Source organism: Paraburkholderia sp. J76 (assembly GCF_905220295.1).
Taxonomy (GTDB): Bacteria; Pseudomonadota; Gammaproteobacteria; order Burkholderiales; family Burkholderiaceae; genus Paraburkholderia.
Map to the genome: position 1 here is coordinate 156,305 of NZ_CAJMZJ010000004.1, position 23,345 is coordinate 179,649.

At 65.7% G+C, this 23,345-nt stretch carries 23 protein-coding genes; 20 read left to right on the forward strand and 3 right to left on the reverse strand.

Annotated features, from left to right (window positions below):
- Positions 1-8: 8 nt before the first annotated feature.
- Together leuD and leuB are read left to right on the forward strand one after the other, a co-directional pair.
- The gene (gene leuD, locus U5768_RS09895; RefSeq protein ID WP_322030204.1) at positions 9-659 is read left to right on the forward strand and encodes a 3-isopropylmalate dehydratase small subunit; all 651 of its coding nucleotides are present in this window, start codon (positions 9-11) and stop codon (positions 657-659) included.
- A 660-nt stretch (positions 660-1,319) separates the two neighbouring features.
- The gene (leuB, locus tag U5768_RS09900) at positions 1,320-2,387 is read left to right on the forward strand and encodes a 3-isopropylmalate dehydrogenase (RefSeq protein ID WP_322030205.1); all 1,068 of its coding nucleotides are present in this window, start codon (positions 1,320-1,322) and stop codon (positions 2,385-2,387) included.
- 23 nt (positions 2,388-2,410) lie between these two features.
- Here the strand turns inward: leuB and U5768_RS09905 are convergent, their stop codons facing one another.
- Positions 2,411-2,629: a hypothetical protein gene (locus U5768_RS09905; RefSeq protein WP_322030206.1), complete on the reverse strand. Its 219-nt coding sequence runs from the start codon at positions 2,627-2,629 to the stop codon at positions 2,411-2,413.
- 89 nt (positions 2,630-2,718) lie between these two features.
- On the opposite strand from U5768_RS09905, the gene asd reads away from it, so the two are divergent.
- The 14 genes from asd (at position 2,719) to U5768_RS09975 (ending at position 18,843) form a co-directional block, all read left to right on the forward strand.
- Complete coding sequence (gene asd, locus U5768_RS09910) at positions 2,719-3,840, forward strand: aspartate-semialdehyde dehydrogenase (RefSeq protein ID WP_322030207.1); 1,122 nt, start codon at positions 2,719-2,721, stop codon at positions 3,838-3,840.
- Between the two features lie 165 nt (positions 3,841-4,005).
- Positions 4,006-6,306 (forward strand): FimV/HubP family polar landmark protein, encoded by a 2,301-nt coding sequence (locus U5768_RS09915; protein ID WP_322030208.1) that lies wholly within the window; start codon positions 4,006-4,008, stop codon positions 6,304-6,306.
- Between the two features lie 16 nt (positions 6,307-6,322).
- Positions 6,323-7,138, forward strand: coding sequence for a tRNA pseudouridine(38-40) synthase TruA (truA, locus tag U5768_RS09920; RefSeq protein ID WP_322030209.1), 816 nt, complete (start codon positions 6,323-6,325; stop codon positions 7,136-7,138).
- Positions 7,139-7,168: 30 nt separating this feature from the next.
- Positions 7,169-7,858 carry a phosphoribosylanthranilate isomerase gene (locus U5768_RS09925; protein ID WP_322030210.1) on the forward strand — a complete coding sequence of 230 codons (690 nt, stop codon included), beginning with the start codon at positions 7,169-7,171 and terminating at the stop codon, positions 7,856-7,858.
- Positions 7,859-7,921: 63 nt separating this feature from the next.
- Positions 7,922-9,115: a tryptophan synthase subunit beta gene (trpB, locus tag U5768_RS09930; protein ID WP_322030211.1), complete on the forward strand. Its 1,194-nt coding sequence runs from the start codon at positions 7,922-7,924 to the stop codon at positions 9,113-9,115.
- A 21-nt stretch (positions 9,116-9,136) separates the two neighbouring features.
- Complete coding sequence (locus tag U5768_RS09935; protein ID WP_322030212.1) at positions 9,137-10,027, forward strand: site-specific DNA-methyltransferase; 891 nt, start codon at positions 9,137-9,139, stop codon at positions 10,025-10,027.
- 54 nt (positions 10,028-10,081) lie between these two features.
- Complete coding sequence (trpA, locus tag U5768_RS09940) at positions 10,082-10,891, forward strand: tryptophan synthase subunit alpha (RefSeq protein WP_322030213.1); 810 nt, start codon at positions 10,082-10,084, stop codon at positions 10,889-10,891.
- A gap of 166 nt (positions 10,892-11,057) precedes the next feature.
- Positions 11,058-11,930, forward strand: coding sequence for an acetyl-CoA carboxylase, carboxyltransferase subunit beta (gene accD, locus U5768_RS09945; protein ID WP_322030214.1), 873 nt, complete (start codon positions 11,058-11,060; stop codon positions 11,928-11,930).
- 189 nt (positions 11,931-12,119) lie between these two features.
- Positions 12,120-13,430, forward strand: a complete 1,311-nt coding sequence (gene folC, locus U5768_RS09950; protein ID WP_322030215.1) for a bifunctional tetrahydrofolate synthase/dihydrofolate synthase — start codon at positions 12,120-12,122, stop codon at positions 13,428-13,430.
- Positions 13,431-13,492: 62 nt separating this feature from the next.
- Entirely contained in the window at positions 13,493-14,374 is an 882-nt protein-coding gene (locus U5768_RS09955) for an SPOR domain-containing protein (protein WP_322030216.1), read from the forward strand.
- Positions 14,375-14,381: 7 nt separating this feature from the next.
- Positions 14,382-14,876: a CvpA family protein gene (locus U5768_RS09960; protein WP_042272771.1), complete on the forward strand. Its 495-nt coding sequence runs from the start codon at positions 14,382-14,384 to the stop codon at positions 14,874-14,876.
- Positions 14,877-14,999: 123 nt separating this feature from the next.
- On the forward strand, positions 15,000-16,544 hold the full coding sequence (gene purF, locus U5768_RS09965; protein ID WP_322030217.1) for an amidophosphoribosyltransferase: 1,545 nt from the start codon (positions 15,000-15,002) through the stop codon (positions 16,542-16,544).
- A 149-nt stretch (positions 16,545-16,693) separates the two neighbouring features.
- On the forward strand, positions 16,694-17,899 hold the full coding sequence (locus tag U5768_RS09970) for an O-succinylhomoserine sulfhydrylase (RefSeq protein ID WP_322030218.1): 1,206 nt from the start codon (positions 16,694-16,696) through the stop codon (positions 17,897-17,899).
- A 68-nt stretch (positions 17,900-17,967) separates the two neighbouring features.
- Positions 17,968-18,843 (forward strand): MOSC domain-containing protein, encoded by an 876-nt coding sequence (locus tag U5768_RS09975; RefSeq protein WP_322030219.1) that lies wholly within the window; start codon positions 17,968-17,970, stop codon positions 18,841-18,843.
- A gap of 15 nt (positions 18,844-18,858) precedes the next feature.
- On the opposite strand, the gene U5768_RS09980 is transcribed toward U5768_RS09975, so the two are convergent.
- The gene (locus U5768_RS09980) at positions 18,859-19,674 is read right to left on the reverse strand and encodes an AraC family transcriptional regulator (RefSeq protein ID WP_322030220.1); all 816 of its coding nucleotides are present in this window, start codon (positions 19,672-19,674) and stop codon (positions 18,859-18,861) included.
- A 77-nt stretch (positions 19,675-19,751) separates the two neighbouring features.
- The gene (locus U5768_RS09985) at positions 19,752-20,093 is read right to left on the reverse strand and encodes an FKBP-type peptidyl-prolyl cis-trans isomerase (RefSeq protein ID WP_028202932.1); all 342 of its coding nucleotides are present in this window, start codon (positions 20,091-20,093) and stop codon (positions 19,752-19,754) included.
- A 154-nt stretch (positions 20,094-20,247) separates the two neighbouring features.
- On the opposite strand from U5768_RS09985, the gene U5768_RS09990 reads away from it, so the two are divergent.
- From U5768_RS09990 to U5768_RS10005, 4 genes are all read left to right on the forward strand, one after another.
- Positions 20,248-21,012 carry a HAMP domain-containing sensor histidine kinase gene (locus U5768_RS09990; RefSeq protein ID WP_322030221.1) on the forward strand — a complete coding sequence of 255 codons (765 nt, stop codon included), beginning with the start codon at positions 20,248-20,250 and terminating at the stop codon, positions 21,010-21,012.
- Between the two features lie 140 nt (positions 21,013-21,152).
- Entirely contained in the window at positions 21,153-21,410 is a 258-nt protein-coding gene (locus U5768_RS09995) for a DUF4160 domain-containing protein (RefSeq protein WP_322030222.1), read from the forward strand.
- Complete coding sequence (locus tag U5768_RS10000) at positions 21,394-21,840, forward strand: DUF2442 domain-containing protein (protein ID WP_322030223.1); 447 nt, start codon at positions 21,394-21,396, stop codon at positions 21,838-21,840. Before U5768_RS09995 ends, U5768_RS10000 begins: the two co-directional genes overlap by 17 nt.
- 92 nt (positions 21,841-21,932) lie before the next feature.
- Positions 21,933-23,339: a hemolysin family protein gene (locus U5768_RS10005; protein ID WP_322030224.1), complete on the forward strand. Its 1,407-nt coding sequence runs from the start codon at positions 21,933-21,935 to the stop codon at positions 23,337-23,339.
- The last annotated feature ends 6 nt before the right edge of the window (positions 23,340-23,345 follow it).

Below are 23,345 nucleotides of genomic sequence, written 5' to 3' on the forward strand. Positions count from 1 at the left end.
ACACGATCATGGAAAAATTCATCGTACACACCGGCGTTGTGGCGCCGCTCGATCGCGAGAATGTCGATACCGACGCGATCATTCCGAAGCAGTTCCTCAAGTCGATCAAGCGCACCGGCTTCGGCCCGAACGCGTTCGACGAATGGCGTTACCTCGACCATGGCGAACCGGGCCAGGACAACTCGAAGCGCCCGCTGAACCCGGACTTCGTGCTGAACCAGCCGCGTTATCAAGGCGCATCCGTGCTGCTCACGCGCAAGAACTTCGGCTGCGGCAGCTCGCGCGAGCACGCGCCGTGGGCGCTCGACCAGTACGGCTTTCGCGCGATCATCGCGCCGAGCTTCGCGGACATCTTCTATAACAATTGCTTCAAGAACGGGCTGCTGCCGATCGTGCTCTCCGAATCGGACGTCGATCACCTGTTCAACGAAACTTACGCGTTCAACGGCTTTCAGCTCACGGTCGATCTGGACAAGCAGGTCGTGCGCACGACGGACGGCGCGAAGGAATACCCGTTCGAAGTGGCCGCGTTCCGGCGCTACTGCCTCTTGAACGGGTTCGATGATATCGGACTCACGCTGCGTCATGCCGACAAGATCCGCCAGTACGAAGCCGAACGCCTTGCGCGTCAGCCGTGGCTGAATAACCGCGTGCTTTGAGCGCGTTTGCGGTGATTTAGGGTTGGGGGCGCGGGCGGTTTGCGCGTGTTTTTGTTTTCTTGTTTTCGTGTCGGTGTGCAAGCGTTGCCCCTGTGCGGGGCGGCACCTACTTTTCTTTGCAGCGGCAAAGAAAAGTAGGCAAAAGAAAGCCGCTCACACCGCCAATGCCCGCCACCGTTCACCTCGAACCACTCCAGGTAGTGGCTCCGGAGCGTCTGGGTCCTCGCACCATTCTCGGTAGTGACAAAGGACTCATTCGTTCCCGCTGCTCGCTACGCGTGCAGCGGCCGGGTCTGCAAGGGAAACCGGATGGTGAGGATGCGCACCGCGAATACACGTGCGCCCCAACGGTGTGGGATTACGCCCTTCGGGGCGCGTAGCGCCGCCGGAAGGATGAGCGCCTTGTCACTTGGTTAAGTGGTGCGAGGTGGCGGATGCTCCGGAGCCACTACCTTGAATGTTGCGGGGTGAAGGGTGGCAGGCATTGGCGGTTTGAGCGGCTTTCTTTGCCTACTTTCTTTGCCGCTGCAAAGAAAGTAGGTGCCGCCCCGCACAGGGGCAACGCGGGCATACCGACACGAACACAAGGAAACGCGAAAGCGCAAACGTCCCGAAGTCCTTACAACACGTACCTAACACGAAACATATCGAGGAATCACAATGAAGATTGCAGTGTTGCCGGGCGACGGCATCGGTCCCGAGATCGTCAAGGAAGCCGTGAAGGTGCTCAACGCACTGGGCGAAAAATTCGAGATGGAAGAAGCGCCCGTTGGCGGCGCGGGCTATGAGGCGAGCGGCCACCCGCTGCCCGAAGCGACGCTCGCGCTGGCGAAGTCCGCCGACGCGATCCTGTTCGGCGCCGTGGGCGACTGGAAGTACGACAAGCTGGAGCGCGCGCTGCGTCCGGAGCAGGCCATTCTCGGTCTGCGCAAGCATCTGGAACTGTTCGCGAACTTCCGCCCGGCGATCTGCTATCCGCAACTCACGGGCGCGTCGTCGCTGAAGCCGGAAATCGTTTCGGGCCTCGACATCCTGATCGTGCGCGAACTGAACGGCGACATCTACTTCGGCCAGCCGCGCGGCACGCGCGAAGCGCCGGACGGCAACTTCAAGGGCGCGCGCGAAGGCTTCGACACGATGCGCTATGCGGAGCCCGAAGTGCGCCGCATCGCTCACGTGGCGTTCCAGGCCGCGCAAAAGCGCCAGAAGAAGCTCACTTCGGTGGACAAGGCCAACGTCCTCGAAACGTCGCAGTTCTGGAAGGACATCATGATCGATGTCGCGAAGGAATATCCGGACGTCGAGCTGTCGCACATGTACGTCGACAACGCAGCCATGCAGCTCGTGAAGGCGCCCAAGGCGTTTGACGTGGTGGTCACGGGCAACATGTTCGGCGACATTCTCTCGGACGAAGCCGCGATGCTCACGGGCTCGATCGGCATGCTGCCCTCGGCCTCGCTCGACAAGAACAACAAGGGTCTGTACGAGCCGTCGCACGGCTCGGCGCCGGATATCGCGGGCAAGGGCATTGCCAATCCGCTCGCCACGATTCTTTCGGCGGCCATGATGCTGCGTTATTCGCTGGGCCGCGCGGAGCAGGCGGACCGTATCGAGACAGCGGTGAAGAAGGTGCTCGAACAAGGCTATCGCACCGGCGACATCGTCACGCCCGACTGCAAGCAGGTCGGCACCGTGGCGATGGGCGACGCGGTGATCGCCGCGCTGTAAGGTTGCACGAAGGGCGCGCCGTTTCAAGGCGCGCCCTTTTTTATTTTGCGCGCTTGAAGAATGGCGTCGTAAATAGCGGAAAGTATGGTTTTTTCCGCGCAAATTAGCTGTTTCGTGTATATTGCTTCGATGGCGAAGATCTCCCCGATCACGACTGTTACGAACATCCGCGGCACGGCCCGCGCGATTTCGCTCGCCATCACCACGCAAGCAACGAAAGCGATTACGAAAACGATCACCACGCGTTGATCGCTCGTCGTGCCCGCTCATCTTCCCCGCGCGGCCACGCCGGGCGAGCGAAGCGGGGAAGTGTCCAAATCAAGGGTTAGTCATGAACGTAGGTCTCGTAGGTTGGCGCGGCATGGTCGGCAGCGTGCTGATGCAGCGCATGCAGGAAGAACGTGATTTCGACCTCATCGAACCGGTGTTTTTCAGCACCAGCAATGCAGGCGGCGCGGCTCCGTCGTTCGCCAAAAACGAGACGAAGCTCAAGGACGCAAACAGCGTCGACGAGCTGAAGAAGTGCGACATCATCATCACTTGCCAGGGCGGCGACTACACCAACGAGGTGTACCCGAAGCTGCGCGCGGCGGGCTGGAAAGGCTATTGGATCGACGCGGCCTCGGCCCTGCGCATGAAGGACGACGCCGTCATCATCCTCGACCCGGTCAACCTCGACGTCATCAAGGACGCGCTGGTCAAGGGCCAGAAGGACTTCGTCGGCGGCAACTGCACGGTCAGCCTCATGCTGATGGCGCTCGGCGGCCTGTTCCGCGAAAACCTCGTCGACTGGATGACGGCCATGACCTACCAGGCCGCTTCGGGCGCGGGCGCGCAGAACATGCGCGAGCTGCTCTCGCAAATGGGCTCGCTGCACGCTGCGGTGGCGAGCGACCTGGCGAATCCGTCCTCGGCGATTCTCGATATCGACCGCAAGGTGCTCGCCACGATGAACAGCGACGCCATGCCGACCGAACACTTCGGCGTGCCGCTCGCCGGCTCGCTGATTCCGTGGATCGACAAGGACCTCGGCAACGGCATGTCGAAGGAAGAGTGGAAGGGCGGCGCGGAAACCAACAAGATTCTCGGCAAGCCGGCCATGGGCCAGCCGGGCTCGATTCCGGTCGACGGCCTGTGCGTGCGCATCGGCGCGATGCGCTGCCACTCGCAGGCGCTCACGATCAAGCTGAAGAAGGACGTGCCGCTCGACGAAATCGACGGCATCCTCGCGTCGGCCAACGACTGGGTGAAGGTCGTGCCGAACCAGCGCGAAGCGTCGATGCGCGATCTGTCGCCGGCCGTGGTCACGGGCACGCTGTCTGTGCCGGTGGGCCGTCTGCGCAAGCTGGCCATGGGCGGCGAGTATCTGTCGGCGTTCACGGTGGGCGATCAACTGCTGTGGGGTGCCGCTGAGCCGCTGCGCCGCATGTTGCGCATTCTGCTCGACAAGTGAATGAATTAAACTACGCGGCTAATGACGCGTAGACAGGGTGAAAAGCGCCGCGCCAGTCGCGGCGCTTTTTTTATTGCATGCTTTTTATTGCATGCACCGATGCAATCGCCCCGAAGCACACTCCTATTTGATCGACAGCCGCGAGAGCGGTATGCAGGGCAACCGATGATCGTTCGATTTGATTCTGTTTGCGCCGCGCCTCGCGCGAAGCGCGCCCAAGGGCGGCGCGCCATCCGCGCCACCGTGGCGGCGGCGAGTTTCCTGTTCTGCGGGCTTGCCGCTGCGCAGGGGGGCGCGAGTGCGGCGCCGGGCGTCGCTGGCGCAGCCTCTTCCGCCGCGGCTGCGGTGAGCACAGCGGGGCAGTACACCGTTCGTCCCGGCCAGTCGCTGCACGACGTGGCCGTCGACCTCACGCAGTCGCACGACAAGGCCACGCTCGCCCGCATGAGCCAGGCGATCTTCGATGCGAATCCCAACGCATTCATCAAGCAGGATCCCAGCCGCATGCGCGTGGGCGCGGCGCTGAACGTGCCCGCCACGCCGGACCTTTCCAGCGCGGCGGAGGGCATGACGGCGGCGCCGGGCGCAGCCGCAGCGGCGGCTGCCAGCGCACCGGCTACGGCGGCGGCCGCGCCTGCGGCGTCCGCTGCTTCCGCCAGCACGCCTGCCGCCGCTTCGAGCGCTCCCGCGCAGGCCGTAGCGGCCGCATCGTCGGCTGCCGCCGCCGCAACGGCTGGCGCGAGTTCGGCCAGCGCGGCCGCGGCAACTGCGGCAACTGCCTCGGCGGCCTCGACGGCTGCGGCGGCTGCGGCGAGCGGCCCCGAAGCGGCCTCGCAGGGCGCTTCAGGCGCCGCTGCTTTGGGCGCTAGCGCGGCAGCGCCGGCGTCGGCAGCCAGCGACTCGCACGTATGGAGCGGCTCGATCCAGTCGACCCCGGCCAGCGGTGCGGCAAGCGCATCGGGCCAAGGCGCGAAGAGCGCGCCCGTGACGGTTTCCAGCCTGCAGCAACTCCTCGCATTGAAGAACCGCGTGCTGATGGCGTTGCAGCAGCACGGCATCGGCAAACCGGCGCAGACGGCAGGCGGCGCGTCGGCGGGTGCGCCTGGGGCGCAAGGCGGCGCGCCTGCGCAGAACGGCGCGGCGACCGCGGGTGCGGCCGGCGGCCAACCGGAGGTCTCGCCCATCGCCATGGGTGCCGTAGGGGCGGTCGTCCTGGCGCTGGTGGCGTTGTTCGTGCGCCTGCTCATGCGCAAGCGCAAGAAGCCGGCTGAGCCGTTGCCCGAAGTCGCGCCCGAAGCGCACGAGCCGACGCCGCCTGCATCGGCCGCCGCCGCTGTTGCGGCCGCGCCTCATGCCGAGGAGCCTCCGGTCTTGCGCGAGCCCGTTACGCACGTCGCCGATGAAGCGCCGACTGCGCCGAAGGCGGACGAAGTCGCGGTCACGCCGGTGCCTACGCCCGCGATCTCGTCCGAGCCGCTGGACGATACTGCTGGCGTTGCGGGTGTGGACACGACCGCCGGACTCGGTGCCGAAGCGCTGCCGCCGACGCTGACCGAGACGCTGCCTGCGGCCGCTCCGCAAGAGCCGTCCGCCGCGCCGGACACCCCTGCCGCGCACGACCTGCCGCACGGCGTCGAACCCGGCGAGCCGCACACGCTGGCGGACGCGACCGAAGCCGCCAGCCTCGCCGCCGCAGCGGAACTGGGCGCCGATGCGCTGCCGCCGGAGAGTCTCGGTGCGCCGCGCGCGGCCGAAGACGCCGAGGCGCTGGCACGCACGCAGGAAGAGCCGGTGCGCGCCGAAAAGCCTGCTACGCCCGACATCGCGCTCGACTTCGGCGATGGCGTGCCGCAAGCCGCGCAAACGCCGCCCGCAACCGAAGCCTTCGAGCGCCCTCCCGCGCCGCCTCACGCACCTGAAATTCCGCCAGTCCCCGCAGTTCCCGCAGTCCCCGCAGAAGATATGAGCTACGCCGAAGTCCCGATTGCCTTCCCGCACGATGCCGTAGAGGCGCTGGGCGGCCTCGACCTGCCGCTGCCGCCGCGCATCGGCGAGCCGGTCATTCCGCCCGAACCGCTCTCGACCGAGCCGGTCGCGACGCCGGAGGCGTCGGCGCGTCTCTCGTCGCCGTTCTTCGAGCCGCCTCCGCCGCTGGCGGGCAAGGCCATCGAAGCGGGTACGGCCGGCGCGGGCGCGCTCGCGGGCCTCGGCGCGCCGCGCTTTGGCGCGCTCACGCTCGATTTCGACCTGAACCTGCCGCCCGATTCGGCCGAGCCGCTGCCGGTTTTCACGCCCGAGCAGCTCGCACGCATCGCGCGCAACAAGCTCGATCTCGCGCACGAATACATCGCGCTTGGCGACGTGTCGGGCGCCCGCTCGCTCATCAACGAAGTGATCGAGTCGAACGACCCCGCCACGCGCAGCGACGCGCAGGCGCTGTTGTCGAAGCTCGCTCCGCTTTCGTGACATCGAAACAAGCCGTATGCGTATCGCGCTAGGAATTCAGTACGACGGCGCCGCGTTTTGCGGCTGGCAGTCGCAGCCGCACGGCAAGACGGTGCAGGACGCGCTCGAGCGCGCGCTGCGCGAGTTCGCCACCGTGCCGCTGTCCACGATCGTCGCGGGCCGGACCGACACGGGCGTGCACGGCCTGGGCCAGGTGGTGCACTTCGACACCGACCTCGACCGCACGCCGTTCTCGTGGGTGCGCGGCACCAACGCGTTCCTGCCCTCCACGGTGGCCGTGCAGTGGGCCAAGCCCATGCCCGACGCTTTCCACGCACGCTTCGCGGCGTTCGAGCGCACCTACTACTACGTGCTCTACGTGAACCCCGTGCGCTCGCCGATGCTGGCGGCCCGCGCGGGCTGGGTTCATACGCCGCTCGACGTCGATGCGATGCGCGAGGCGGCGGCGCATCTCATCGGCGAGCACGATTTTTCGTCGTTCCGCTCGTCGGAGTGCCAGGCGAAAACGCCGGTGAAGCATCTGTACCAGATCGATATCCGGCCGCAGGGCGACTTCATCCACTTCCGCTTTCGCGCCAACGCGTTCCTGCACCACATGGTGCGCAATCTGATGGGCTGCCTCGTGGCCGTGGGGCGCGGGCGTTACCCTGCCGCGTGGATGGCCGAAGTGCTCGCTGGCCGGGACCGCACCGTGGCCGCGCCGACCTTCATGCCCGACGGCCTCTATCTCGCTCAGGTAGGCTATCCTGACGAGTTCGCCGTGCCCGCGCCGCATACGGCCAGCATGCCGTGGAGCGCGGTCTGGAGCGACGCGCCCGAAGGCCGCGCCTGAACCATCGAAACTCACACCGCATCCAGCACCATGACGTCAGCCGAGCATTCCGCCACCACCGTCGCGCAGCACCGCACCCGCATCAAGCTGTGCGGACTTTCGACGCCCGAGGCGGTTGCGCACGCCATCGACCTTGGCGCCGATGCAGTCGGTTTCGTGTTCTATCCGCCCAGCCCGCGTTCGGTGAGTGTGGCGCAGGCGGTCGAACTCACGCACGATTTGCCGCCCTTCGTTTCGGTCGTGGGTCTTTTCGTGAACGCCACGCCGCAGTGGATGAGCGAGGTGGCGAGCAACGTCTCGCTCACCATGCTTCAGTTCCACGGCGACGAAACGCCTGAGCAGTGCGAATCGCTTGCCTCCGTTGCCGGTTTGCCCTGGTTGCGCGCACTGCGGGTGGCGGCAGATACTCAGCAAGCCGATTTGATAGAATCGGCTAACCGTTATTCATCAGCCAGCGGCCTGTTGTTCGACACCCATGTCGAAGGTTACGGCGGCGGCGGAAAGGTCTTCGATTGGTCACTTATTCCCGCAGGGCTCGCGCGTCGGGCCGTTTTGAGTGGTGGCTTGAACGCGCAAAACGTCGGTGATGCGATTCGCCAGGTGCGTCCGTTCGCCGTCGATGTCTCCAGTGGCATCGAGGTTCCGGGCGCAAAGGGCGTGAAGGATCACGCCCGCATGGCGGCGTTCGTGCGCGCGGTGCGCGAAGCGGACGCGGGATAATTTCTTTGGCCGGCACGGACCACGCAACGTGGTTTCTCCCAAGCCCGGCCGAGCGAGTGACTTATGTACAATTTGCCAGATGAACGCGGCCATTTCGGCCCTTATGGCGGCGTGTTCGCTGCCGAAACCCTCATGCAGGCGATCGACGAATTGCGCCACGCCTACGCGAAATACAAGGACGACCCCGACTTCCGCGCCGAATACGAGCGCGAGTTGAAGCATTTCGTCGGCCGTCCGTCGCCGGTTTATCATGCGCAGCGCTGGAGCGAGTTGCTGGGCGGCGCGCAGATCTATCTCAAGCGCGAGGACCTGAATCACACGGGCGCGCACAAGGTGAACAACGTGATCGGCCAGGCGCTCCTCGCGAAGCGCATGGGCAAGCCGCGCGTGATCGCCGAAACCGGCGCGGGTCAGCACGGCGTGGCCACCGCGACCATCGCGGCGCGCTTCGGCATGGAGTGCGTGGTCTACATGGGCGCGGAGGATGTGCGCCGCCAGGCCGCCAACGTCTACCGCATGAAACTGCTGGGCGCGACGGTGGTTCCGGTCGAGTCGGGCTCGCGCACGCTCAAGGACGCGCTCAACGAAGCCATGCGCGACTGGGTCACCAACGTCGAAAACACCTTCTATATCATCGGCACCGTGGCGGGCCCCCACCCGTACCCGATGATGGTGCGCGACTTCCAGCGCGTGATCGGCGACGAATGCCGCGTGCAGATGCCTGAAATGACGGGCCGCCAGCCGGATTCGGTAATTGCGTGCGTGGGCGGCGGTTCGAACGCGATGGGCATCTTTTATCCGTATATCGACGATACTTCCGTGCAGTTGATCGGAGTCGAGCCCGCCGGCGACGGCATGAGCACCGGCCGCCACGCCGCCTCGCTCGCGGCGGGCAGTGTGGGCGTGCTGCACGGCAATCGCACCTACCTGCTGCAGGACGAGAACGGCCAGATCATCGAGACGCATTCCGTTTCGGCGGGTCTGGACTATCCTGGCGTCGGGCCTGAGCACGCGTGGCTCAAGGATAGCGGCCGGGCGCAATACGTCACGATCGACGACGAAGAAGCGCTCAAGGGCTTCCACGACTGCTGCCGGATCGAAGGCATCATCCCCGCGCTCGAATCGAGCCACGCGCTCGCGTACGCGGCGAAGCTCGCCCCGACCTTGCCGAAGGACAAAATCCTGCTGGTGAACCTGTCGGGCCGCGGCGACAAGGACATGCACACGGTCGCCGAGCGATCGGGCATCCAGTTCTGAACGCCCGGAGCGACGTAAGCGATGCGTGACGAGTTCGACGAGCCGGAAGTGCCGGCGTCCGTTGGCGAGGTGAATGCCGAAGCGGCTGCGTTAGAGGCCGCGCAAGCGGTCGCCAATGCGGCTGGATTGCCCACGGTGCCCGAAACCATCCGGCTCCTGAACCGCGATTTTCTGACCGATGCCGTCCATCTGCCCGACGCCTCGATCGACCTGATCGTCGCCGACCCGCCTTATGGGCTCGGCAAGGACTACGGCAACGACTCCGACATGCGTTCAGGCGAGAACTTCCTCGCCTGGACGTATGAATGGCTCGACCTGGCGATTCCGAAGCTCAAGCCCACAGGCTCGCTCTACGTGTTCTGCACGTGGCAGTATGCGCCCGAGATCTTCGTCTATCTCAAGTCGAAACTCACGATGATCAACGAGATCGTCTGGGATCGTCGCGTACCCAGCATGGGCGGCACGACGCGCCGTTTTACCTCGGTGCACGACAACATCGGTTTCTTCGCGGTCTCGAAGGATTATTACTTCGATCTCGATCCCGTCCGTATTCCGTACGATGCCGTCACGAAGAAGGCGCGTTCGCGCAAGTTGTTCGAAGGCAGCAAGTGGCTGGAGCTTGGCTACAACCCCAAGGACGTCTGGTCGGTTTCGCGGCTGCATCGCCAGCATGCGGAGCGTGTGGATCATCCCACCCAGAAGCCGTTGGAGATCGTCGAGCGCATGGTGCTAGCGAGTTGCCCGCCGGGCGGCCGCGTGCTGGACCCGTTCATGGGCAGCGGCACCACGGCAGTGGCTTGCGCACGTCAGCAGCGCGAATTCGTCGGCTATGAAATTAACGAAAGTTACTGCGCGATCGCGCGCGAACGCGTAAGCGCGGCCGCCGCAAGCGCCGTTGCTGCCGGCGCCTGATGCGCCGCCGCCGGACCCGCCGCGTAGTAACGCCAAAAAGCTGAGGACCCTGAAATGTCCCGTATCAAGACCACCTTCGAGGCGCTCGCCGCCGACGGCCGCAAAGGCCTCATCCCGTTCATGACGGCAGGCGACCCCGATCCCGCGCGCACCGTCGAATTCATGCACGCGCTGGCCGCTGGCGGCGCCGATGTCATCGAACTGGGCGTGCCGTTCTCGGATCCGATGGCCGACGGCCCCGTGATCCAGCAATCGTCCGAGCGCGCGCTCGCGAAGGGCGTGACGCTCAAGAGCGTGCTCGCCGACGTGAAGCGTTTTCGCGACACCGACAACAAAACGCCCGTCGTGCTGATGGGCTACGCGAACCCCATCGAGCGCATGGGCGCCGATGCGTTCGCGCAGGCCGCGAGGGAAGCGGGCGTGGACGGCGTACTGGTGGTGGACTATCCGCCCGAGGAGTCGGTCGAGTTCGCTGCGAGGATGAAGGCTGCCGAAATCGATCCGATCTTCCTGCTCGCGCCGACCTCGACCGACGAGCGCATCGCCGAAGTGGGCCGCGCCGCAAGCGGCTATGTTTACTACGTGTCGCTCAAGGGCGTAACTGGCGCTGCGAATCTGGACGTTTCGAGCATCGCGGGTAAAATCCCGTCGATCAAGAAGCATGTCTCGCTGCCCGTGGGCGTGGGCTTCGGCATTCGCGACGCGCAAACGGCTGCTGCCGTTGCGCAGGTTTCGGACGCCGTCGTGATCGGCAGCCGCATCGTGCAGTTGCTCGAACAGGCAACGCCGGAAACGGCCGCCGACACGCTCACGCAGTTCATCACGGGCATACGCACGGCGCTGGACGAAGTTCGCGCCGGATAAGGCTACGGGCAGGATGGTGGGCCGGCGCTGTTGGCTGGTTTCGAGACTGCTGTAAAATCCACTTTTCGCCATGCGCGGTCGGGGTCGGAACCCGGTCGGTTTTACCGATCGGCAGTGATTCGATCCGCCGCGCCCGCGCATCACGAAGGTCAAGGAAGGAACATCAATGAGCTGGCTCGATAAACTGCTGCCGCCCAAGATCAAGCAAACCGATCCGAAAAGCCGCAAGAGCATTCCGGAAGGGTTGTGGATCAAGTGCCCGGCGTGCGAAGCGGTGCTGTACCGCAACGACGTCGAGGCGAATCTCCACGTTTGCCCGAAGTGCGATCACCACATGCGCATCAACGCGCGCGAGCGTCTTGACGGCCTGCTCGATCCGGAAGGCCGCTATGAAATCGGCCAGGAAATCCTTCCGGTCGACGCGCTCAAGTTCAAGGACAGCCGCAAGTACCCGGACCGCCTCAAGGAGGCGATGGACGAAACCGGCGAAACCGACGCCATGGTGGTGATGGGCGGCGCGATCCGCACGCTGCCCGTGGTGGTGGCCTGCTTCGAGTTCTCGTTCATGGGCGGCTCGATGGGCTCGGTGGTCGGCGAGCGTTTCGCGCGCGGCGCGCAAAACGCGCTCGAGCAGCAAGTGCCGTTCATCTGCTTCACGGCTTCGGGCGGCGCGCGCATGCAGGAAAGCCTGCTTTCGCTCATGCAGATGGCCAAGACCACGGCCATGCTCACGAAGCTGGCCGAGGCGAAGCTGCCGTTCATTTCCGTACTGACCGACCCGACGATGGGCGGCGTTTCGGCGAGCTTCGCGTTCCTTGGCGACGTCGTGATCGCCGAACCGAAGGCGCTGATCGGCTTTGCCGGCCCGCGCGTGATCGAGCAGACCGTGCGCGAAAAGCTGCCGGAAGGCTTCCAGCGCGCCGAATTCCTGCTGCAGAAAGGCGCGATCGACATGATCGTGGACCGCCGCAAGCTGCGCGACGAAATCGCGCAAATGCTGGCGCTGCTGCAGCGTCAGCCTGCCGACGCGGTGGCCTGAGCCTCCCCCTGAGCGATCTGCGGCGCCGAATACGCCGCAGCCACACCGCTTTACCCTACGCGCCGCGAGCGAAAGCAAGCGGCGCGTTGTCATTTCCGCGATAATGCCGTTCTTTCGAAGCGGATCATCCGCGTGAACCTACCGCGGTTGGCGGCGTCTCACGCGCAGCACCAGGCCATTCTTATCCCGATGAGTACCTTTCCCACCCTCGACGCGTGGCTCACGCACCTCGAAACCGCGCATCCGGTCGGCATCGACATGGGGCTCGACCGCATCCGTCAGGTGAAGGACGCGCTGGATCTCAAGTTCGAATGCCCGATCATCACGGTCGGCGGCACGAACGGGAAGGGCTCGACCTGCGCGATTCTCGAAACGATCCTCCTCAAGGCGGGCTATCACGTGGGCTGCCACACCTCGCCGCACCTGCTCGCGTTCAACGAGCGCGCGCGCCTGGACGGCCAGCAGGCCAGCGACGCCGAACTGCTGCCGCACTTCGAAGCCGTGGAAGCCGCGCGTAACTCGCTTGCCACGCCCGTTTCGCTCACGTACTTCGAATTCACGACGCTCGCGATCATGCATCTGTTCGCCTCGCGCGGGTTCGACGCCGTGATTTTCGAGGTGGGTCTGGGCGGGCGTCTCGACGCCGTCAATGTGCTCGACACCGACTGCGCGATCATCACGAGCATCGACCTGGATCACACGGAGTACCTTGGCGACACGCGCGAGAAGATCGGCTTCGAGAAGGCAGGGATCTTCCGCGCGGGCAAGCCCGCGATCTGCGCCGACCCGATGGCGCCGCAATCGCTTGTCGACCATGCCGAGGCGATCGGCGCCCAACTGTGGCTCTTCGGCCGCGATTTCCGCTACGAAGGCCAGCCCGGCAACGAGCGCCAGCAATGGAGCTACGTGGGTCCGACGATGCGGCGCTCGGCGCTCGCCTATCCGGCGCTGCGCGGGGCGAACCAGCTCATCAACACGTCGGCTGCGCTCGCGGGCCTCGAGTCGCTGCGCGACCGCCTGCCGGTTTCCGCGCAGGACATCCGTCTCGGCCTTGCCAACGTGGAACTGCCGGGGCGCTTCCAGGTGCTGCCGGGCAAGCCGTCGATCATTCTCGACGTCGGCCACAACCCGCATGCGGCGGCCGTGCTCGCGCAAAACCTCGGCAGCATGGGCTATTTCCCGTACACCTACGCGGTGTTCGGGGCGATGCGCGACAAGGACATTGCGGGCGTGATCGAGCACCTGAAGGGCGAGATCGATCACTGGTGCGTGACCGACCTGCCCCTGCCGCGCGCGGCCACGGCCGAGCAGCTCGAAACGTTGCTGCGCGACGCGGGGGTGACGGACGGCGCCGATAGCAGCGTCACCCGCCACGAAAATCCGGCTGCCGCGTTCCAAGATGCGCTTAAACGTGCAACTGAAAATGATAGAATTATTGTTTTCGGCAGTTTTTTGACAGTTGCCGGGGTCATGGCCTGGCGAAAGTCACAGCAACACTGACCGCCCGGCACCCGCGCGCCGCCCACGTAAGACAGGCCAGGTAGGCCAACAGCAAGCCATACATGGGAATTTTCTCGTTCGGCAAGAAAGATGACGCTGACGCGCCCCGCCGGCGCGGCACTGAGTCCGGCTCCAGCCGGCGCAGCAATCAGAGCACGCGCGTGGAGCGGCGCAGCCGCCGGCCGGACCGGTCCGGCGACGCCGAGGCCATGCTGCTCGACCCCACGCTCCCCGAAAAGCAACGTGCGCGCCGCCGTCTCGTCGGCGCGATTGCGCTCGTGCTCGCGGCCATCGTGATCCTGCCGATGGTGCTCGATTCGCACCCGAAGCCCGTCACCGACGACATCGCCATCGACATTCCCAGCCGCCCGGCCGACAAGGCCGCCGCGCGCCAGCACGACGCCGAAGACACGCAAGCCGGCGTCGCCCCGGACAATCCCGCAGCCGCCGAAGCCACGCCTGGCGCGTCGGGTCTCGCGGCGGCTTCGGCCACGCAAACCGCCCAGAGCACGGATAAAACGCCGGCCGCGCCCGCGAAAAAACCCGCGCAGGCGGCAACCGCTCCAGCGCAATCCACGCAAACCGCCCAGGCGCAAAAGCCTGCCGCGAACAGCAAGCCGACGACGACCGCATCGAACGACGACGCCGACACCGGCGACGCAAACAGCGCGAAAACCGAATCCGCCACGCCGGCGGCACCTCCGGGCGCGCGTTTCGCCGTGCAACTCGGCGCGTTCTCGAACAGCGCGACGGCGAGCAACTGGGTCACGAAGTTGAAAGCGGCGGGCGTACCCGCATATACCGAACAGCGAAAGGAAGCCGACGGCACGACGCGCACGCTGCTGCGCGCGGGCCCGTTCCCGGACCGCGCCTCGGCCACGGCGGCGATCGCCAAGGTACGCGGCGCCGGCCTGATGGCGGGCTCGAACGCCAACGCGGAATAACCGGTCGATGTTCACGGCATTCGACTACGCTGTAATGGCGGTGATCGGCCTGTCGGCGCTGCGCGGCGCGTGGCGGGGCCTGATCGGCGAGATTTTTGGATTGATCGGCTGGATCGCGGCGTTGCTCGTGGCCTGCCGCTACGTGGACCGCGTGGTGCCCTGGATTCCGGCGAACTGGCCGGGCGGGGCGCTCACCCAGTGGCTGATCGCCTTCGCGCTGATCGTCATTGCCGTGGTGCTCGTAGCCGGCGTGGGCAACGCACTGATCGGCCGTCTGGTGCAGGTGAGCGGATTGTCCGGCGTGGACCGTTCGCTCGGGATGATGTTCGGCCTCGTGCGAGGCGTCGTGCTGGTGCTGATCCTCGTCGTCCTCGGCGGGCTGACTGAGCTGCCCCAGCAGGACTTCTGGCGCCACGCGCTGCTGCGGCCTTATGCCGTGCAGGGCGTGCTCGAACTGAAACCGTTGTTGCCCGAGGCGCTCGCGGCCTACGTTCACGTCTGATCAGAAACTGATCGGGCGCGGTGCGAGGCGAAGGTTTCCGGCAACACTGCCCATTCGCGGCGTCCGACCGGTGATGAAGCCGGGGCGGCCCGCTACCGATTTCGCTTTTTTGAAGGACCTGCCATGTGCGGCATCGTAGGCGTAGTTTCCCGCTCTCCCGTCAACCAGCTCCTCTATGACGCGCTGCTGCTCCTGCAGCACCGCGGTCAGGACGCGGCCGGCATTGCCACCGCGAACGGCAGCACGTTCCATATGCACAAGGCCAACGGCATGGTGCGCGACGTGTTCCGCACGCGCAACATGCGCAGCCTGCCCGGCACCTGCGGCATCGGCCAGGTGCGTTACCCCACGGCCGGCTCGGCGTCGAGCGAAGAAGAAGCCCAGCCGTTCTACGTGAACGCGCCGTTCGGCATCGTGCTCGCCCACAACGGCAATCTCACGAACTGGCAACAGTTGAAGGAAGAGATGTTCCGCGTGGACCGCCGCCACGTGAACACCAACTCCGACACCGAAGTGCTGCTCAACGTGCTCGCGCACGAAGTGCAGCTCGCCACTTCGGGCCTCGAACTCGATCCCGCGACGCTCTTCAAGGCGGTTTCGGGCGTGCATCGCCGTCTGCGCGGCTCGTACGCGATCGTCTCGCTGATCGCCGGCCACGGCCTGCTCGCGTTCCGCGACCCCTTCGGCATTCGTCCGCTGTGCATCGGCAAGATGGAAACGCCGGAAGGCACCGAGTGGATGCTCGCGTCGGAATCGGTGGCGCTCGAAGGCATCGGTTTCGAATTCGTGCGCGACGTTCGGCCGGGCGAAGCGGTGTTCATCGACTTCGACGGCAACTTCCACTCGCAGCAGTGCGCCACGGCGCCCACGCTCAACCCCTGCATCTTCGAACTCGTGTATCTCGCGCGTCCGGACTCGGTGCTCGACGGCGTGCCCGTGTACAACGCGCGTCTGCGCATGGGCGACTATCTCGCCGAGAAGATCAAGCGCGAGTTGCCCGACGTGAAGATCGACGTGGTCATGCCGATTCCCGACTCGTCGCGCCCCGCCGCGATGCAGGTCGCGAACAAGCTCGGCGTGGAATACCGCGAAGGCTTCTTCAAGAACCGCTACGTGGGCCGCACCTTCATCATGCCGGGCCAGGCCATGCGCAAGAAGTCGGTGCGCCAGAAGCTCAACGCCATGGGCATCGAGTTCAAGGGCAAGAACGTGCTGATCATCGACGACTCGATCGTGCGCGGCACCACCTCGCAGGAAATCGTGCAGATGGCGCGCGACGCCGGCGCGACCAAGGTGATCTTCGCTTCGGCGGCGCCGCCCGTGAAGTACCCGAACGTGTACGGCATCGACATGCCCACGCGCGGCGAACTTGTCGCGCATGGCCGCACGGACGACGAAGTGGCGCGCATCATCGGCGCGGATCACCTCGTGTATCAGGACGTGGAATCGCTCAAGCAGGCAGTGCGCGACATCAATCCGGAGCTGAAGGAGTTCGAGGCTTCGTGTTTCGACGGCGACTACATCACCGGCGACATCACGAGCGCGTACCTCGACAACATCGAGACGGCGCGCCTCGCGCCCCAGGCGCAGTCCGACCGCGACGCCGCAAGCGACGCGATGGACGGCGGTTCCCGCTCGCAGTTGCACCTGCAACTCTCGGTGGAGTGATCCCCCCGGCGAACGCGAGCGCGAGGCTCGCGTTTGCGCCGAATCCGAAAGCCCGCTTTCTGCCGATGCAAAAGCGGGCTTTTTTGCGCGTGTGCGTGCAGTATTGAAGCAGGCTGATTCGGCACACGGAGAAAAAGGAGAATACGAACATGGACGACACCTTCAACTTCGACACGCTGGCGGTACGCTCGGGCACGCTGCGCAGCGAGTTCAACGAACATTCGGAAGCGCTCTATCTCACGTCGAGCTTCTGTTTCGGCAGCGCCGCCGAAGCGGCCGAGCGCTTCAGGAACTCCGAAACCGCCTATACGTACGCGCGGTTTTCGAATCCGACCGTCACCATGTTCCAGGAGCGCCTCGCCACGCTCGAAGGCGGCGAGGCGTGCATGGCGACGGCTTCGGGCATGGCCGCGATCATGTCGGTGGTGATGGCCGCGCTTGAGGCGGGCGACCATATCGTCAGCTCGCGGAGCATTTTCGGCTCTACGCTCGCCATGTTCTCGCAGATCTTCAGCCGGTTCGGCATCGCGACCACCTTCGTCGACCCGACCGATCTCGACGCGTGGAAGAGCGCCGTGCGTCCCGAAACGAAGATGTTCTTCCTCGAAACGCCGTCGAATCCGCTCACCGAAGTGGCCGACATCGAAGCCGTGAGCCGGATCGCCAAGGCGGCGGGCGCGCTTTTCGTGGTCGACAACTGCTTCTGCAGCCCGGCGCTGCAACAGCCGCTCAAGTTCGGCGCCGACGTGGTGATGCATTCGGCCACCAAGTTCCTCGACGGCCAGGGCCGCGTGCTGGGCGGCGCGCTCGTGGGCTCGAAGCAGTTCATCATGGAGAAGGTGTTTCCGTTCGTGCGCACCGCGGGGCCGACGCTTTCCGCGTTCAATGCGTGGGTGCTGCTCAAGGGCATGGAAACGCTGTCGCTGCGCGTGGAAAAGCAATCGGACAATGCGCTCGAAATCGCGCGCTGGCTGGAAGCGCATCCGGCTATCGCGCGCGTTTTCTATCCGGGTCTGGCGTCGCATCCGCAACATGCGCTCGCCATGCGTCAGCAAAAGCTGGGCGGCGCGATCGTCTCGTTCGAACTGAAGGGCGATACGCCGGAGCGGCAGCGCGCGAACGCCTGGCGCGTGATCGACGGCGCGAAAATCTGTTCGATCACCGGCAATCTCGGCGATACGCGCACGACCATCACGCACCCGGCCACGACGACGCACGGGCGCATCACGCCCGAAGCGCGCGCGGCGGCCGGCATTACCGAAGGGCTGATTCGTCTCTCCGTTGGCCTCGAAAACGCGCAGGACTTGCGCAACGATCTCGCGCGCGGGCTGGACGCGGCGCAGTCAGCGGCGTAGTCAGCCGTTTAGAGCCGTGGTTGTATCATCGTGGGTCGGCCCATTTCCCCCTATTGCGTGAGTTCGCCATGCCCATCGTTCGTGCGTTGTTCGTCTACCCGGTGAAGTCGTGCGGTGCGATTCCGCTTGATCAGGCGCACCTGCGCGTGCAAGGCATCGAATGGGACCGTCACTGGATGGTCGCCGACGAAAACGGCCGGCTCGTCACGCAACGTCAGTACTCGGCGATGGCGCGTATCGTGCCCGCGTTCGTCGAGGACGGCGTGCGCCTCACCATGGAAGGCATGAGCGAAGCGCTCCATTTGCCGTTCGCACCGCGCGGCGGCGAGGCGCGCGTGCCGGCCTCGGTGTGGAACGACGACTTCGAAGCGCTCGACGAAGGCGAGCACGCGGCGCAGTGGTTCACGCGGGCGATAGGCGTGCCGGTGCGCTTGCTGCGCTTCGCGGATGACGTGACGCGTCTTTCGAGCAAAAAGTGGACGAAGAGCGCAGACGCGCCCACGCAATTCGCCGACGGCTTTCCGGTTCTCGTGACGAGCGAGGCGTCGCTCGCGGAACTGAACCAGCGCCTCGTGGCGAAGGGCGCGCCGCCTGTGTCGATGGCGCGCTTCCGTCCGAACATTGTCGTGGGCGATGTGGGCGACGCATTCGAGGAAGACTTCATCGACACGCTCGCCATCGAATCCGCCTCAGGCGGCGAGGAGATCGTGCTGCGCTTCGTGAAGCCCTGTGCGCGCTGCCCGATCACGACCATCGATCAGCAACGGGGCGAGCGCGATGCGCAGTGGCCCACCGAACCGCTCGACACGCTCGCCGTGTTCCGCGCCGATCCGCGTGTGGACGGCGGTCTCACGTTCGGCCAGAACGCAATCGTGGTGACGGGAGCGGGCGGGCGCGTGGCGGTGGGCGCACGCGCGCAATGGGAATACCGCTTTGACGAATGAGCGGGGCGCTTGCGCTCAGTGAGACGGCAGCGCGCGCCACTGCCCGGGCGCGAGCCCGAAGCGGCGCGTGAAGGCGTGCGTGAACGCGCTCTGGTCGCCGAAGCCCACTTCGAGCGCGATGTCGGTGAGCGAGGCGCGCGGGTCGGCGAGCAGCGTGAGCGAAGTGTCGAGCCGCAGCCGCTGCAGGTAGCGATGCGGCGTTTCGCCGAACGCATCGATAAAAAGCTGATGAAAGCGCCGCATGCCGAAGCCGCAATGCGCGGCGAGATCGGCAATGCGCAGCGGCTGGGCGAGATGCGCGCGCAGCCACCGGTCGATGCGCGCAAAGTCCAGCCCGGCAGCCGCGCTGAACGGCGCGCTTGCTGCCAGGCCGGTTTGCGCGATGAAGGCCGCGCATAGGCGCGCCGAGGCGTCCCAGTGAAAGCGGCGCGCGCGCAGGTTCGCGCTATGGGTTTTGCTCTCGCGAGACGGCGTGGCCGCCGCTGCGCGCTGCGCAATCTGGCTCACTAGCTGCGTGAGCGCGGGGTCGAGGCGCACGGCGCGCGCCGTGTCGAAAAGCCGTTCGGGCACCGCGAGCGTGGCCGCGGGCAGGTCGAGCACGAGCTGGCGGTTATCGCCAATGCCCATGTAGTCGTGCCGCGCGCCCGCCGGAACGAGCCACGCGGAACGACTGTCGATACGCTCGCCCCGGCCGTTCACGCTCATCTCCATCTCGCCGTCGAGACCGAGCACGATCTGGTGAAAATCGTGCAGATCGGTTTCCTCGATCGCGCCGTAGCGGCGCAGCTCGACGCCGGGCGCGGTAACGGGAGCGTGGTGATGCGGATTCATGATGACCGGTTGCGATTGCAAATAAGGCGAGTGCGTTGAAGCATCGAGCAAGCGTTGCGCGATGCCTCAAGCGGCCATCAAACGTCGAGCAGTTCGACTTCGAACACGAGCGTCGCATTCGGCGGAATCACGCCGCCCGCGCCGCGCACGCCGTAGCCGAGTTGCGGCGGAATGGTCAGCTTGCGCACGCCGCCCACCTTCATGCCCTGCACGCCTTCGTCCCAGCCCTTGATGACCATGCCGCCGCCCAGCACGAAGGCGAACGGATCGTTGCGGTCCTTGCTCGAATCGAACTTCTGGCCGTCCGTCAGCCAGCCGGTGTAGTGCACGCTGACCGTCTGGCCGGCCTTGGCTTCGGCGCCGGTGCCTTCGGTCAGGTCTTCGTACTTGAGGCCGGATTCGGTGGTCACGATAGACATGGAAAAACTCCTGATTCGAATAGGTTGAACCCGTTATTGTAGGCGCTTTGCACCGGAGGGCGGGCATGGCATTGCCGGGCACGCGGGTTGCTCGCTAGCCGCTGCCTATAATAGGGACCGCTCGCCCGGCTTGAGGCGTAATACGAGGAATCAGATGGTGTCGACTTCGCAAAACTGTACCGAGCGCACGGCGCGCCTGTGCGCCGAGGCAGCGCTTTTCATGCGCGACCACGTGCTCTCGCGCGTCTCGCACGATCTGCGCAGCCCGCTCAATGCAATCCATAGTTGGGCTTACGTCCTCGAACGCAAGATCGACAACGGCGACGCCGCCGCGCAGCGCGCGCTGGGCGGCATTCGCACGGGCGTGGAGCAGCAGGTTCGTCTGCTGGAAACGCTCGTCGATACCACGCGCGCCGAAACACGCAAGCTGCGTATCGAGCGCGCGCCGTTCGCGCTCGCGGCATTGATCGGCGAAACCGTGGATGACGCGCGCGCCGCGCTAGGCGATGCGCGCGGCGTGACGTTCGCGGTGGAGGACACGACAGGCTCCGCGACGCTCGACGGCGACCGCGACCGCCTCGGGCAGGCGCTGTGGCTGATGCTGGTGTTCGTCGCGGAAACGAGTGCGCACGGCGCAAACGTGACGCTCGCGGCGAGCGCGAGCAGCAGCGGCGCTCAACTGGAAGCGAAATGGCGCGCGACGCGCGCGGCGCTCACCGACGACGCGCTCGCGCACGTGCTCGAACCGTTCGCGCGCGCGCAGGCGAGCGAGCAGCAGGAAGCCGGTCGCTACGCCTGGGTGCTCGCGCTTTGCCAGCGCGTGGCGGAAGCGCACGGCGGCCGCTTCGAAGCGCCGGCTCTGGTGGGTGAAGATGAGGAAGCGACGCTTGTGCTGAATGTGCCGCTGCATGGCGCGTGAGCGGCGAGCGAGCCGCGTCCTCCGTCGGGCGCGCGTAGCGATTTGAGCGCGCGCAACGTATCGGGATTTAGCGGGCGTCGGGCGCACTTTCGTTCTCTGGAAGCAACAAAAACCCAACGGCGTTCGGTTACGATGCCGGAATGCCGACAATCCTCAGTACGAACGGAATGCGCGTAGTGGTCTACCCAGCCGACCATCGGCCGGCCCACGTGCATGTCCTGGGTGCCGGCTACGAGGTTGTGTTCGTGCTGAACTGCCCGGAAGGCCCGATGGAATTGCGCAACGTTGGCGGGGGAAACGTCACAAAAATGAAGATCGAGAAGATCCGGCGAAGTCTCGCGCCCCGTCTCCTCGACCTGTGCGATGGCTGGAGAAAGCATCATGGTGACTATCACTAAAGCGGATATCGAAGCCGCGCGCGCACGAGGCGAGAAGATCGGCCCGCGTGCGCTCGCCGCCTTCTATTTCGCGGACGAACGAAGACTCGGCGTGGAATTCGACAACGGTGTGAAACTCAGCGTGCCGGTAAACCTGATCCAGGGCCTCGAAAACGCCGACGACTCGCAGCTCTCGAACATCGAAATCAGCCCGGCGGGCTGGGGACTGTACTTCCCCGAAATCGACGCCGACGTGTACGTTCCGGCGCTCTTTGGCGGCATCTATGGCTCGCGCGCGTGGATGCAGGAACTCGGGCGCCGCACGTCGCCCGCGAAAGCCGCTGCAAGCCGTGAGAACGGCCGCAAGGGCGGCCGCCCTCGCAAAACGCCCGCGCCGGAAACCGCAGCGGATCCCGCGCCGGTGCGGCGCACGCGAACGCCTGCCGCGTGAATCGCGGGCCGCGGGTGGTATCGAGCCCATCCGCGCCTTTCACCCACCTTGCACCCTTATACTGAGCGCTTCGTCCTTCGGAGCCATTCGTCTTGATCCAGCTTCTCGCCCTTATTGGGGCGTTCCTGCTCGTCGTCCTCAACGGTTTCTTCGTCGCGGCCGAATTCGGCCTCGTCAAGCTGCGCGCCACGCGAGTGCAGAGCCTCGCGCAGCAGCACGGCCTGCGCGGCCGGCTGCTCGCCAAGGTTCATGGCCAGCTTGATGCGTACCTTTCCGCGTGCCAGCTCGGCATCACGCTCGCGTCGCTCGGCCTTGGCTGGATCGGCGAGCCGGCTTTCGCGCAATTGCTCGCGCCGGTGTTCGAACTGCTCGGCGTGCAATCGGCGCAACTCGTGCACGCCATTTCGCTGGTGTTCGCGTTCACGGTGATTTCGTTCCTGCACATCGTGGTGGGGGAGCTTGCGCCGAAGTCGCTGGCTATCCGCCAGGCCGAGAAGATTTCGCTGTGGACCGCCATGCCGCTCTACGGCTTTTACTGGACCATGTATCCCGCGATCTGGCTGCTCAATTCGAGCGCGAACGCGGTGCTGCGTCTCGCGGGACTTGCCTCGGAGCACGGCCACGACACGCATTATTCGACCGACGAACTCAAGCTGATCCTGCGCAGCCGCCGCGCCGCCGCGCAGGCCGAGGCGCATGACGCCCTGCATGAACCGCGCGGTGCGAAAAGCGCAAACGGCGCCGCGCCGATGCTCCCCGCGCCGGCCGCGAGCACCTATAACGCCGACGAATGGAATACGCTCGCCCATTCGCTCGACTTCTCGCGCCTCACCATCTCCGACCTCATGCGGCCGACGCACGAAATGGTGGGCCTGCGCCGCGACCTGTCGCTGCGCGAGAACATGCAGATCGTGGCGCGCCATCGCTTCAGCCGCTATCCGCTGTTCGAAGACGCCTCGGGCGAACGCGTGGCGGGCCTCATCCACCTGAAGGATCTGCTGCTCGCGCGCGAGGCGGGCAACGCCCTGAGCGATCTCGGCAAGTTCGTGCGCCCCGTGCAGTACGTGCGGCCCGAGACGCCCGCGCTCGCGCTGTTCCGCCGCTTTCGCAAGGGTGCGCCGCACTTCGCGCTGGTTGGGCACAAGAACGCGCGCCCGCTCGGTTTTCTCACGCTCGACAATCTGCTCGGCGCGCTCGTGGGCCAGATTCACGACGAGTTCCATCAGGCCGACACCGACTGGACCCGCATGGACGACGGCACGCTGATGGGCCGCGGCAGCCTGCCCGTCGTTTCGCTGGAGCAGGCGCTCGGCATCGACATCGACGAAGGGCGCGCGGAGTCGGTGGGCGGCCTCGTCATTCACGCGCTCAACGATCTGCCCACCGAAGGGCAGCGCGTGGAGTTCGACCGCTTCGACATCGTCGTGAAGAAGATGAAGGGACCGCGCATCGTGCTCGTGCGCGTGTACCCGAAGGACCTCGAGGACGAAGGCGGCTGAGCGCGC